We start from the raw sequence: 13,146 nt of genomic DNA, 5'->3' as shown, positions 1-13,146 counted from the left end.
TTATCAGATTAAATCCTAATTTTTATACAATCAGTATTTCTGAAAGGAACAATTTTTATAAGTAAACTAATGATGCTTAAAGTGTTCACTAACATGATCTTTATTAACAGTAGTTTTATGTTCTTTAAAAATTGTTCCGATACTGATCCATAGAGTGGAAAAAAGCAGGGAGAGACAGGTAATTCCCAACCCGGCTTTGTAAAGTTCGTATTCCACAATATTTGTTTTGTAAGCGATAGACAGTGCCAGAATTCCAAACTCTCCCGTTTGCGAAAGTAATGCCCCTCCGTAAAGACTGTCTTTCCATTTGAAGTTTAATAACCTGAAAAAAATAGCGGACATAATACTGTTACTTACCAGTACAACTATAGTACCTAAAACAATGAGTTTATAATTAGATATAAGATAAGGTATATCCATGCGAAGACCAATGGATACAAAAAACAGCGAGACAAAGAAAACCTTAAAAGGCAGCAGAGAGTGCTCAAGCCAGTGAAAAGCTTTTATCTTTCCCACCAAAACTCCGGCAATAAAGCTTCCCAATGCAGCACTCATGCCTATTATTTCTGCCAAAACACCAAATCCGAGGCAAATAAAAAGTCCCGAAAAAACCTGTAAATCATGATCATTCTCTAAAAAAGAATACGAAAAATTGATTTCCCTGATATGTCTTATCTTTCTGAATATAAAGAAAATGACTACGCAAACAGCTAAGGGTAAAATAAAATTAAAAAAATTATACTTTTCACCATTCCAAAATTTCAGTATTGTCAAAGCAGGTGCTAAAAGGAGATCTTGTAACAGCAAAATATTCAGAATAACAATTCCGAACGCTGTATGTATAGTACCGTGTTTCTTTAAAAATTCAACCACAACGGCGGTACTATTAAATGTAAAAAGCATGGCAATGAGCACAATACTTTTATCATCAAGAGCAAGAAATCTTCCAATAAAATAGGCAAAAAACAGGCTTAAAATTATTTTTATACCCTGTGCTAATAAAGGCTTAATAATTAAGCTCTTTTTATTAGGAATATTGATTTCCATCCCTATAAAGAACATCAGCAGCAGGATACCGATTTCTCCGACTACTTCTATTTCTTCAGGTTGCGTAAAAAGTTTCAGTACATGAGGACCAAGTAATATCCCCGCAATAATATAAGCAATAAGGTAGGGCTGATTCAGCTTTTTCAGCAAAAACATCAATCCCAACGTTGTCATACATAAAACACATACTGTCCAAAGCATATTTTCTGTATTATAGCGTTAGTATTTTAGTAGTATTCAGTCATACAATGTAAGTAGTACGATTAGTTGCAGTAGCTTGATTTTATAAAAACAAGCCTCATCTTGAGGCTTGTTTCACTATGCAATTAAAGGTTATTATTGTATTTCAATTACTCTTGGTGGTTTCTGTTTGGCTTCTTCCTTTTTAGGAATAGTCAACATCAATAAACCATTTTCATATTTGGCTTGAATATTTTCCTGATCAACAACATCTTTTGGCAATTCAAAACTTCTTTGGAATGATTGATAGCTGAATTCCCGGCGGGTATAATTTCCCTTCTGGGTTTCGTTACTATCTTGCTTAGATGAAGAAATAGTCAGAAGCTGTCCATCAAGTTTAATTTCAAAATCATTCTTCTCCATACCAGGAGCAGCTACTTGTACTTGGTAAGCCTCGTCATTTTCTACAATATTGACTGAAGGAACAGTAGTACTTGTTGATGAATAATTATTGTTCCCCCAATTAAAAAGTTCACGATTAAAAAAATCATCAAAAAGATTTGGAACTCCTGGTAGATTACTCCAATTTTTCTTAATAAGATTCATAATAATGTTCTTTTAAAGTTAAACAATGTATTATTTAAACCTCAACTGGCCAGCTGTTTACAAATTTATTTCAAAAAAAATACCAATTTAAAAAACAGGATTTTTTTTCATAAAAACTGTCAAAATTTCAGTTTTATGTCAAATTGACAATCATAAATAAGATTCTTATTAAAAGTAATGAAAATAATAAGAACTATCTGTTTTTATAATGAAGTGTAGAAAGACTCTTCAGTATCTCCGCACTCTGCTCTGGCGTAATATCACGTTGAGCTTCAGCGAGCATTTCGTAACCAACCATGAATTTTTTCACTTCTGCACTTCTCAGCAATGGCGGGTAAAAGTGCATATGAAAATGCCATTCTGGATGAGGTTTTCCATCGGTTGGCGACTGATGGATTCCGGCTGAATACGGAAAAGAAATTTCAAAAAGATTGTCGTATTTCGTGGTTAAATCTTTTATTATTGATGCTAAAGATAATTTTTCGTTTTCAGAAAATTCAATCAAGTTTTCAATCTTTCTTTTGCTCACGATCATCGTTTCGTAAGGCCAGACTGCCCAGAAAGGAACTATTGCAACAAAATCCTCATTTTCAAGAATTATTCTTTCATTAATTTCCAGCTCTTTTTTCACATAATCTTCTAAAAGTGAAGTTCCGTTTTTGTCAAAATATTTTTTAAGATTTTCCTGCGTTTTTGAAACAATCGAAGGAATCGAAGACTGCGCCCAGATCTGACCATGAGGATGCGGATTGCTGCAGCCCATCACCTGACCTTTATTCTCAAAAATCTGAACGTGGTTGATGTAATCCAGATTTCCTAACTCTTCATATTGCTGTTGCCAAACATCAACGACTTTTTTGATGTCATCAACTTCCATTTCAGGCAGTGTTAGACTGTGATTTTCCGAAAAGCAAATGACACGATTGATTCCTCTTTCAGGTTTTAATGAAAAAAAATCAGAGCTTTCTTCAGAAAATTCAACATCATCTTTCATCAGAGAACCGAAATCATTATCAAAAACATAGACACCTTTGTAATCTGGGTTTTTTTCACCATTAACACGAACATTTCCTGAACACAAATAACAATTCGGGTCGTGAGCCGGAAGCTGTTCTTCCGATGTTTTTTCTGTTTGCCCCTGCCAAGGTCGCTTTGCACGTTGCGGAGAAACCAGAATCCACTCGTCCAAAAGCGGATTATATCTTCTGTGAGGATGGTCTTTTTGATTAAATGACGATTTCATTTCTGTAGTATTCATTAATTCCGTCCGATATTTTTACTTGATAGACTTTCATGCCGATGTTGTACGCCTGTTTGTATTGAGCACTGATATTTTCAATGACGCTACTTACATTTTCATCTTTAATAAGGTTAATGCTGCAACCGCCAAAACCGCCGCCCATAATTCTTGCTCCTAAAACGCCTTTTTCCTTTAAAGTTTCCTCAACCATAAAGTCGAGTTCATCACAGCTTACTTCAAATTCTGTAGAAAGTCCGGAATGTGTTTCGTTCAAAAGCTGGCCAAGATATTCTACATCACCTTCTGACAAAGCTTTTGCGGCTTTTTCCACCCTTTTGATTTCTTTAAGAAGATAAAAGCATCTTTTGTATGAAATCTCACCCATTTCTGTTCTTGCCTCGTCAAGCATTTCAAAACTGAAATCCCTGAATTTCTGTATTTCGGGAAACTTTTCCCATAATATTTTTTTGCCGTTGTCAACATCTCTTCTTCTGTCGTTGTAGCCGGAAGTGAGATGGGTATGTTTCACGCAACTGTCGAAAAGGACCAAGCTGTAACCATCTATATTGGCTTCAAAATACTGATGTTCCAAAGAATTGCAATCGAGCATAATCACTTTATGCTCTTTTCCGAAGACTGAAGAAAACTGGTCCATAATTCCGCATTTTACGCCTACAAAAGTATGTTCGGACTTCTGACCAATGACTGCTATTTCTTTTTTATTTAAATGTAAATTGAAAATTTCGTTGAGAATATAAGCAAAACCACATTCCAAAGCTGCCGATGATGACAAACCTGAACCCATCGGAATCGTACTGCTGAAAGCAATCTGCAAACCTCCGACTTCTTTTCTCGCTTCCTGAATGACATTGAAAACGCCCAACAAATAATTAACCCAGATCTGTGAAACCGGAAACTGTTTTTCGTTAACATCAAAACTGAAAGAATCGTTAAAATCTTTGGCAAAAAAAGAAATTGTAGAATCATCCGTTTTTTTTACGGCAAAACAAATATGTTTATCAATGGCAGCCGGAAGTACAAAACCATCACTGTAATCGACGTGCTCTCCAATGATATTGATTCTTCCCGGAGCGAGGAAAACTCTCTCAGGTTCTGACTGAAAAAATGACCGAAATGCTTCTTTTGTGTGGTTGATTAAATTTTCCTGCATATATAACTGCAATTTATGATTTTAAATCTTTTAGCCACGAATGCACTAATAAAAATTTATCTTTCTTTAAAAAAAATTTGCGAATTCGTGGCTAAAAGATTAGATCACGCAATTGTTTTATTTTCTCTTCATTACTTTTTTCACCGCTGCTACGATATCATTCGCAGTTAAACCGTATTTTTCCATCAGTTGATCGGGCGTTCCGCTTTCTCCGAAACTGTCATTTACGGCAACATATTCCTGAGGTGCAAGATATTCTGTAATCAGAAGCTGTGCAACGCTGTCGCCTAATCCGCCGAGTCTATTGTGTTCTTCTGCCGTAACTACGCAACCTGTTTTCTTTACAGATTTTAAAATCGCTTCAGAATCTAATGGTTTGATGGTGTGGATGTTGATGATTTCCGCATCGATGCCCTGCTCTTCCAGAATTTCTCCGGCTTTAATAGCTTCCCAAACCAAATGCCCTGTTGCAACGATCGTTACATCTTTTCCTTCATTCACCATCCACGCTTTTCCGATTTCAAATGTTTGATTTTCATCAGTAAAAACAGGAATTACCGGTCTTCCAAATCTTAGATAAACCGGACCTTCGTAATCTGCAATGGCAATGGTTGCGGCTTTGGTCTGGTTGTAATCGCAGGTGTTGATCACCGTCATTCCCGGAAGCATTTTCATCAATCCGATATCTTCCAGAATCTGATGCGTTGCACCGTCTTCACCTAAAGTTAAGCCAGCGTGGGAAGCACAAATTTTCACATTTTTCCCTGAATAAGCCACCGACTGGCGAATCTGGTCGTACACTCTTCCCGTAGAAAAGTTGGCGAAGGTTCCCGTGAAAGGAATTTTGCCTTCTGTTGCCAAGCCTGCAGCCATTCCGATCATATTGGCTTCCGCGATCCCGATCTGGAAAAAACGTTCCGGTGCTTTTTCGATGAATTTTTCAAATTTTAAAGAACCGATAAGGTCTGCGCAAAGTCCGACAACGTTGGGATTCTTATCCGCCAATTCTGCTATTCCTGCTCCGAAACCGCTTCGGGTGTCTTTTTTTTCTGTGTAGGTATATTTTTTCATTGTTTTTATCTGTTGATGGTTGTCAGTTGATGGTTGTCAGAAGTTGAAGTAGATTGTAGACATTAATTTGTTTTCTATCAACTAAAAACAATCAACCAACAACGAATTAATAATCGCCCAAAGTTTCTTCGAGTTGATCTAAAGCTTTTTGTAATTGTTCGTCATTTGGTGCTTTTCCGTGCCACGCGTGAGTTCCCATCATATAATCGACACCGTAACCCATTTCTGTTTTGAGGAGAATACAAATCGGCTGACCTTTTCCTGTTAAAGATTTGGCTTCGTCCAGAACTTTCAGAATTTCTTCCATATCATTTCCGTTTTCCACTTCAAGAACTTTCCAGTCAAAGGCTTCAAACTTAGTTTTAAGATTTCCCAGAGAAAGTACTTTGGAAGTCGGTCCGTCAATTTGCTGTCCGTTATAATCTACGGTGGCGATAAGATTATCAACCTTGTTGTGAGAGGCATACATAATCGCTTCCCAGTTTTGTCCTTCCTGCAATTCGCCGTCACCGTGAAGACTGAAAACAAGATTCGGGTCTTTATCTAATTTCTTTCCGACTGCGTGACCGACTGCCACAGACATTCCCTGTCCAAGCGAGCCCGAAGCAATACGAACTCCCGGAAGATGCTCGTGCGTCGTCGGATGTCCCTGCAATCTGGAATTCAGTTTTCTGAAAGTTACCAGCTCCGATTTGTCGAAATATCCTGAGTGCGCCAAAACACTGTAAAAAACAGGAGAAATATGACCGTTGGAAAGATAAAAGACATCTTCACCTTTCCCCGTCATATCAAATCCTTCTTTTCTCTTCATCACATCAAAATAAAGAGCTACGAGAAAATCTGTGCACCCTAATGAACCACCCGGATGTCCCGACTGACAGGCGTGAACCATTCTCACAATATCTCTGCGAACCTGTGAGGCAATACTTTTTAATTTTTGAATATCGTGCATATATTTTATTGCATTTTTTGTGAATCTTTGATGAACTGCTCTAAGCCGGAATCCGTTAAAGGATGCTTCAGCAATGACAAAATCGGTGGCAAAGGACAAGTTACGACATCGGCGCCAATTTTTGCACAGTTGATGATGTGCATCGAATGGCGAACAGATGCTGCCAAAATCTCAGTTTCATAGCCATAGTTATCGAAAATGGTTCTGATTTCCTGGATTAAATGAAGACCATCGGTGGAAACATCATCCAGTCTTCCTAAGAATGGAGAAACGTAAGTTGCTCCTGCTTTTGCCGCTAAAAGTGCCTGTCCTGCAGAGAAGATTAAGGTACAATTAGTTCTCATTCCTTTTTGCGAAAAATATTTGATTGCCTTGATTCCGTCTTTGATGATGGGAACTTTTACTACAATATTGGGATGAATGGCTGCCAACTCTTCGCCTTCCTTGATCATTTCCTCATAAGTCGTGGAAAGAACTTCTGCCGAAATATCGCCGTCTACAATTTCGCAAATATCTTTGTAATGCTTCAAAATAGCTTCTTTTCCGCTGATTCCTTCTTTTGCCATCAGGGACGGATTGGTTGTAACGCCATCAAGAATTCCCAGATCCTGAGCTTCCCTTATCTGATCCAGATTGGCAGTGTCAATAAAAAATTTCATAGATTATATTGTTAACTTTATTTAAGTGTTAAATTTACACTTAATTTATAAAACAAACAACTTCCTGTCTCAAAAAGATTTAGAAAGTTATTTGTTTAAATTTAAATAGATTGATTAATTGTGATGTCCCATATTAAGCTTGATTTTCTTTAGATCTTCAAGCTGGTGAACAGGTTTTTCAATATCAGACGGAATTGGTTTGTTAGAAAATGTCTGGAAGTAAAGCAAACAAGCATCTTTCCACCAAACGGCATCCTTTGCCTGAATTTTCAGTTTATCCTGAACCTCAGAAAATCTTTGCTGATCAATATAAGGTTGCATTTTGTCCCAGGTTTTCTGATAATCTCTCACTTCGTGAACACCCAAATCATATTTGTAGCACAACTCATCCCAAAGCGTTTTTCCGTCTTTCATCTTGTAATCCCAAGGAACGTGGTGGAACCAGAGAATCAGGTTTTCTGGAGTTGTCTTGATGTTTCCATAGATTTCGTCAAGCGGCGGAAAATATTGCGAAACGGCATTGCTTCCTGTTTTTGTTCTGTCGAATCCGATTCCTTCTGCATTGGCCTGATGATAATACACCGGCGACCAGTCAGGCCTTCCGCCTTTGTAATCGCCCCAAGGTTCCGGACCATAATGGTGCCCGCCGGCAAAAATGTGGTGAAGACCAAGCGGCATCATATAATCTACGGCAGTTTCGCGTGAAGTAAGCATTATTTCTTTGACCGGATTTACGAAGTTTTTATTATCCGTAAAAGTCATCTTAATCCATTCATCTGCAATCTGTTCCGAGGTTAAATCGTGATTCCAGGCCAGACGTCCGAAAGCGTACCAATTGGCCTGCGCAAAGTGATGTCCCGTCCAGTTTTGATCTTCTCCTATATTGGCAACTGCAGCAATTGCGGTCAGTTTTGCAGGTCTTAATGTCCCGTCTGTAATTTTAGCAATCGTAGAACCTTTTCCATCCGAAAAAGTATCACTGTCCAACGTCTCTTTGAATAATGGGGCAAGATAAACCAGATGATTAGCCTGTCCTAAATATTCCTGAGTAATCTGAAATTCGACCATTTCCGAAGTCTTCCTTAATGCTCCGAAAAGCGGGTTGAAGGCTTCTCTCGGTTGAAAATCGATCGGCCCGTTTTTAATCTGAATAATAACATTGTCTCTGAATTTTCCGTCTAACGGAACAAATTCCAGGTGAGCCTGTTTTGCGCGGTCATCTTTGCTCGGACTGTATACGAAAGCCCTCCACATCACGATTCCGCCGTAAGGTTTCAAAACATCTGCCATCATATTTGCTCCGTCTGCATGCGTTCTTCCGTAATCCTGCGGTCCTGGCTGACCTTCAGAGTTGGCTTTCACCAAAAATCCTCCGAAATCAGGAATCAGTTTGTAAATTTCCGCCGCTTTATCTTTCCACCATTTCTGAACGTTTTTATTTAATGGGTCAGAATTTTCCAATCCTCCCAACACTTTTGGCGACGAAAAATTCACGGATAGGTATACTTTGATACCGTAAGGTCTGAAAATATCCGCGAGAACTTTTACTTTTTTAAGATAATCTTCACGAAGCATATTTGGCGAAGCATTGACATTATTAAGAACCGTTGCATTGATTCCGACAGATGCATTGGCTCTTGCATATTCTTCGTATCTCGGCGAAATTTTATTGGGTAAATCTTCCCATTTCCAAAGCGAATGTCCGGCATAACCACGTTCAATACTTCCGTCGAGATTATCCCAATGGTTAAGAATTCTTACGTCGTAGGAAGGTTTTTCCTCAAGCTTTAGATTAGAAAAATTGGCTTTCTGCTGTTGTAAATTCAACAGGTGATAGCTTCCGTACAGTAATCCTAAGTCTGTTTTTGCCAAAACACTGATTTTTTTCGGAGTAGAAACGATTTTGTATCCGTCTTTAAAATTTTCCGGAAATCTGTCAATCTTTAAATCAACGGCTTGTCCTGCCCAATGTTGGTTCAGTTCTTTTTTGGCGATTTCAATAGTCGGACTTTTACTGTTTGAATTCACAATATTTCTTGGCTTTGAGTTTACAGGATATCTTAGCCATAACTGACTTCCATCTTCGGCTAAAGCCATTAACGGAAGGATTAAAAACAGTAATAAGTAATGTCGGAAATGTTGCATTCTTAAATTTTTAAAATTATTTAAGTTTTGGCTAAAGCCAAATGGTATGTCACTTTTTTAAACGGGCTAAAAGCCCGTTCCTATTGATGGTCTTCCAATCCTTCAATCGTTTTGATTTTACCGTCGTTATCATATTCAATCTCCACGACCTTCATACTTCTCAGCCACGTTCTTCCGCCACTAGGAACCGAATCGTGGAAAAACAGATACCATTTTCCTTTAAATTCTACAATGCTGTGATGTGTGGTCCAACCTACAACAGGCGTCAAGATTTCGCCTTGAAAAGTGAACGGACCATAAGGATTATCGCCTGTTGCGTAGCAAATCAAATGCGTGTCTCCTGTGGAATAAGAAAAGTAATATTTTCCATTGTATTTATGCATCCAGGATGCTTCAAAAAAACGATGCTCATCGCCGTGAAGTAGAGGATTTCCGTTTTCGTCCAAAATCACGACATCTTTCGGCTCTTCTCCAAATTCCAGCATATCATCGCTTAACATCACTACTTTTGATGAAATGGCAGGTTCATTATCGGCAGGAATAATGGCAGATTCCAATGCTTTGTTATTTCTGTAACGTTGCAATTGCCCACCCCAAATTCCGCCGAAATACATATAATGCTTTCCGTTATCCTCAAAAAGACAAGGATCGATGCTGTAACTTCCCATCATCGGATGTTTTTCCGGAATGAAAGGTCCGCAAGGTTTATCGCTTACTGCAACGCCGATTCTGAAAATATCGTTTTTGTCCTTCAAAGGAAAATACATATAATATTTGCCATTTTTAAAAGCCACATCACAATCCCACAACTGTCTTCCCGACCAAGGAATATCTTTTACCGAAAGTACCACGCCGTGATCCGTCACTTCGTCATTTTCCACATCATCCAAAGAAAAAACGTGGTAATCATTCATATCGAAATGGTCTCCGTTGTCGTTTTCTTCGATTCCGCTTTCACGGTCGTGAGATGGATAAATATAAAGTTTTCCTTCAAAAACGTGTACGGAAGGATCTGCCATATAATCTTTTGGGAAAAGGTATTTTGCTTTGTTCATTTTTATAGTTTAGATTTTTAAATAATAACTTTTTAGTTAATTTTCTCGCAGATTTTTCAGATTTCGCAGATTATTTAAATAAAATCTGCTTAATTCGCTAAATCTGCGAGAAAAATATTTATTTTAATTTTTGAAATCTTAAAGCTGATTTTATTTTTCTTTGGTTAATTCAATGATTTTCTCAACGATAGGTTTTGCCTGGTAATTTCTGTCGAATGGCAACGGATAATCGGTTCTTCCTTTTACCGGGAAATCGTTTTTCCAGGATTGATTGTCGGTTACGCCCCACAATGTTACTCTTCGGATTTTATCCTGATGTTTCAAATATAATCTGAAGAAGTCCAGATATCGGTTTTCCCATTCTTTCGTCATATTTTCAGGCAATCCTTTTGTATAAGGATTCATTTTTGCTTCATATTCTACTTTGTCGGAAACGTTCGCAGAAGTTCCCCACGGTGAAGGCAGTGCGCTGATTTCCATTTCTGTAACATTTATTTTTACTCCGGTGGCTGCGTAATCGACGATTGCCTTTTCATATTCTTCCAGTTTTGGATTGTCCAATCCAACGTGGGTTTGCATTCCAACTCCATCGATACGGATTCCTCTTGATTTCAAATCTTTGACGATTTTGGTAACGGTTTTTACTTTTTCCGGAAACCATTCGTTGTAATCGTTGTAATAGAGTTCGGCATTCGGGTCAGCTTCCTGCGCATACTGGAAAGCGAGTGGAATAAATTCTTCGCCCAGAATTTCGTAAAATTTGCTTTTACGGTACGTTCCGTCTTCCATAATTGCTTCGTTCACCACATCCCAACCTTTTACACGACCTTTGTATCTGCCGACCAAACTCGAAATATGGCTTTTCATTCTCTGTTTTAAAACTTCCGGAGAAACATCTTTTCCGTCTTTGTCCACGAAAAACCATCTTGGTAACTGTGAATGCCAAATCAACGTGTGACCGATGATGAACATCTTATTTTTCTCCCCGAATTCTACGAATTTATCTGCATCATCGAAGAAAAACCTTCCTTCCTGAGGCTGGATAAACATCGATTTCATACAGTTTTCTGCAACAATGGAACTGAATTGTTTTTTGATGATTTCATCCGACTTTACATCAGTCCCGTCAATTTGCGGAAGGCTCATTGCGGTTCCAATGTAGAATTTATTTTTGTAGGCATCTTTCAGGGAATCTTTTGAGGATGCTGAATTTGCTGTTTTGCAGGAAACGGTCAAGGCTAAAATTCCCAGTAATGCAGCTATTTTTTTCATAATTATTTTTTTAAATTTTAAACGCAAAGAGCGCAAAGATTTTTTTGACTACTATACTTTTTTAAGGTCGCAAGGGCACTTCGACAAGCTCAGTGTAAACTCCAACTCAGCTAAGAAATACAAAAGGTTCAGTGGAATCTCTATTTTTAGATTGAACTCCTACGGAGTTCTACTTTTTATATTCTTAATTTCTACACAGATATCGCTCCTACGGAGCGGAATTTCTTTATATAATTAAACCAATATTAATCTTCTTTTTTCCTTCTTTCTTTGAGTTCCTGTTCGATTTGGGTTTCCATTTTTTTGTTGATTTCGTAGAACATTAATAGTCCACACGCCGCAAAGAACGGAATGGCCGGAAAAATACTGACCAGCATCTGAGCACCGTTTGCAACGGATTCCGGCTGGATAACATTTTCGGTTCCTTCGGATGAAATGTAGCCGTAATGCCCGATAATGGAAGAAACCAACGAACTTCCGATGCTTAAACCAACTTTTAATCCTACCATCATTGCAGAGAAAATAATTGCTGTGGCGCGTCTGTTGTTTTTCCACTCGGAATAGTCGGCGACATCGGCAATCATTGCCCAAAGTAACGGTGTGCTGATTCCGTAGAAAAAGCCGTGAAGGATTTGCGAAAGGAACATTAATCCTACTGATTTTGGCGGATAAAAGATGAATGCAACAATAAATAAAGTTGAAATGAACAGTGATGCGATGAACGCATCCCTTTTTCCATATTTGTCTGCAAATCTTTTTGAGAAGGTAATTCCAACAATCATCATAATAATTCCGCCTGCATTGAACAGCCCGAAACCTGCTGAACGAGGATCTTCACCGAAGAAATTCATTCCGATGGAACTAAAAAATGCGGTAATCGGCGAAATGAAATTTTTCAAAGAGGTTTCATCGACATAATTGTTGAAATAATAAACGTATGAACCGCCTTTCATTGCCAAAGTAATGAAAATCAAGGCTGTAACCACTAACATTATGATCCAAGGCTTATTTTTCTTTAAGTCTTTTAAATCGGCTCCCAAAGAGGATTCCTGCTCCGGTTTTGGAATGACTCTTTCTTTGGTGGTGAAAAATGTGATGAGCAACATAATCGTTCCAATAATCGCCAACCACGTCATCACAATTTCGATTCCGGCAGCTTTGTCTCCTTTCCCGACCGATAAAATAATCGGCAACATAAATACCTGAACGAAAAACTGTGCAAACATCACCGCCACAAAACGGTAAGATGAAATGCTGTTTCGTTCGCCCATATCGCCTGTTATAACGCCGCTCAATGCTGCATAAGGCAAATTATTAGCCGCGTATAACAACAGTAAAATCGTATAGGTTGCTGCTGCATAGATCATTTTTCCCTGATACGAAAAATTGGGTGTGCTGAATGCAAAAAGTGCCGCTGCACCCAACGGAACGGCAGAAAATAAAATCCACGGACGGAATTTTCCCCATTTGGTTCGGGTTCTGTCTGCCAAAGCACCGACCATCGGATTGAATCCGAAACCTGCAATAAGTCCGACAATCAAAGTAATGATAGACGCATCTTTCGGTTTTAATCCGTAGATATCGGTGTAAAAATAAGCTAAGTAAGTCACCAAAGTCTGGAAAACCAGATTGGCCGCTAAATCTCCCAAACTGTAGCCGATTTTTTCAACGACAGATATTTTCTGAGATGGATTGTTCATATAGTTTATGGTTGTTTTTATTTAAATAACAGTTAGTTAGTTTTTAAA

General features: G+C 38.2%; 11 protein-coding genes. All 11 read right to left on the bottom strand.

Features of this window, described 5'->3' with window-relative positions:
* Positions 1–66 precede the first annotated feature (66 nt).
* Positions 67–1,248: a cation:proton antiporter gene (locus tag P0Y62_02130; GenBank protein ID WEK70355.1), complete on the bottom strand. Its 1,182-nt coding sequence runs from the start codon at positions 1,246–1,248 to the stop codon at positions 67–69.
* Between the two features lie 135 nt (positions 1,249–1,383).
* Positions 1,384–1,833, bottom strand: a complete 450-nt coding sequence (locus P0Y62_02125) for an Hsp20/alpha crystallin family protein (protein WEK70354.1) — start codon at positions 1,831–1,833, stop codon at positions 1,384–1,386.
* A 193-nt stretch (positions 1,834–2,026) separates the two neighbouring features.
* On the bottom strand, positions 2,027–3,091 hold the full coding sequence (locus tag P0Y62_02120; GenBank protein ID WEK70353.1) for a UDP-glucose--hexose-1-phosphate uridylyltransferase: 1,065 nt from the start codon (positions 3,089–3,091) through the stop codon (positions 2,027–2,029).
* A complete protein-coding gene (galK, locus tag P0Y62_02115) occupies positions 3,060–4,244 on the bottom strand; it encodes a galactokinase (protein ID WEK70352.1) in 1,185 nt (394 codons plus the stop codon). The genes P0Y62_02120 and galK overlap by 32 nt, the downstream gene beginning before the upstream one ends.
* A 117-nt stretch (positions 4,245–4,361) precedes the next feature.
* Positions 4,362–5,315 carry a transketolase C-terminal domain-containing protein gene (locus P0Y62_02110; GenBank protein ID WEK70351.1) on the bottom strand — a complete coding sequence of 318 codons (954 nt, stop codon included), beginning with the start codon at positions 5,313–5,315 and terminating at the stop codon, positions 4,362–4,364.
* A gap of 106 nt (positions 5,316–5,421) precedes the next feature.
* Positions 5,422–6,267, bottom strand: a complete 846-nt coding sequence (locus P0Y62_02105; protein ID WEK70350.1) for a transketolase — start codon at positions 6,265–6,267, stop codon at positions 5,422–5,424.
* A gap of 5 nt (positions 6,268–6,272) precedes the next feature.
* Positions 6,273–6,926: a fructose-6-phosphate aldolase gene (gene fsa, locus P0Y62_02100; GenBank protein ID WEK70349.1), complete on the bottom strand. Its 654-nt coding sequence runs from the start codon at positions 6,924–6,926 to the stop codon at positions 6,273–6,275.
* A gap of 114 nt (positions 6,927–7,040) precedes the next feature.
* Positions 7,041–9,071 (bottom strand): alpha-glucuronidase, encoded by a 2,031-nt coding sequence (locus P0Y62_02095; GenBank protein ID WEK70348.1) that lies wholly within the window; start codon positions 9,069–9,071, stop codon positions 7,041–7,043.
* Positions 9,072–9,151: 80 nt separating this feature from the next.
* Entirely contained in the window at positions 9,152–10,126 is a 975-nt protein-coding gene (locus P0Y62_02090) for a glycoside hydrolase family 43 protein (GenBank protein ID WEK70347.1), read from the bottom strand.
* 150 nt (positions 10,127–10,276) lie between these two features.
* Entirely contained in the window at positions 10,277–11,398 is a 1,122-nt protein-coding gene (locus P0Y62_02085) for an endo-1,4-beta-xylanase (protein ID WEK70346.1), read from the bottom strand.
* A 245-nt stretch (positions 11,399–11,643) separates the two neighbouring features.
* Entirely contained in the window at positions 11,644–13,098 is a 1,455-nt protein-coding gene (locus tag P0Y62_02080; GenBank protein WEK70345.1) for an MFS transporter, read from the bottom strand.
* Positions 13,099–13,146: the final 48 nt, after the last annotated feature.

This window comes from Candidatus Chryseobacterium colombiense (genome assembly GCA_029203185.1).
In the GTDB taxonomy this organism is placed as follows: Bacteria; Bacteroidota; Bacteroidia; order Flavobacteriales; family Weeksellaceae; genus Chryseobacterium; species Chryseobacterium colombiense.
This window is presented reverse-complemented; position numbering and strand designations above follow the sequence as displayed.

What these genes read in the sequence shown, in the direction of transcription:
- P0Y62_02085 (WEK70346.1), bottom strand. Translation starts at nt 11,398, where the DNA reads ATGAAAAAAATAGCTGCATTACTGGGAATTTTAGCCTTGACCGTTTCC.
- P0Y62_02095 (WEK70348.1), bottom strand. Translation starts at nt 9,071, where the DNA reads ATGCAACATTTCCGACATTACTTATTACTGTTTTTAATCCTTCCGTTA.
- P0Y62_02130 (WEK70355.1), bottom strand. Translation starts at nt 1,248, where the DNA reads ATGCTTTGGACAGTATGTGTTTTATGTATGACAACGTTGGGATTGATG.
- P0Y62_02105 (WEK70350.1), bottom strand. Translation starts at nt 6,267, where the DNA reads ATGCACGATATTCAAAAATTAAAAAGTATTGCCTCACAGGTTCGCAGA.
- P0Y62_02125 (WEK70354.1), bottom strand. Translation starts at nt 1,833, where the DNA reads ATGAATCTTATTAAGAAAAATTGGAGTAATCTACCAGGAGTTCCAAAT.
- fsa (WEK70349.1), bottom strand. Translation starts at nt 6,926, where the DNA reads ATGAAATTTTTTATTGACACTGCCAATCTGGATCAGATAAGGGAAGCT.
- P0Y62_02080 (WEK70345.1), bottom strand. Translation starts at nt 13,098, where the DNA reads ATGAACAATCCATCTCAGAAAATATCTGTCGTTGAAAAAATCGGCTAC.
- galK (WEK70352.1), bottom strand. Translation starts at nt 4,244, where the DNA reads ATGCAGGAAAATTTAATCAACCACACAAAAGAAGCATTTCGGTCATTT.
- P0Y62_02120 (WEK70353.1), bottom strand. Translation starts at nt 3,091, where the DNA reads ATGAATACTACAGAAATGAAATCGTCATTTAATCAAAAAGACCATCCT.
- P0Y62_02090 (WEK70347.1), bottom strand. Translation starts at nt 10,126, where the DNA reads ATGAACAAAGCAAAATACCTTTTCCCAAAAGATTATATGGCAGATCCT.
- P0Y62_02110 (WEK70351.1), bottom strand. Translation starts at nt 5,315, where the DNA reads ATGAAAAAATATACCTACACAGAAAAAAAAGACACCCGAAGCGGTTTC.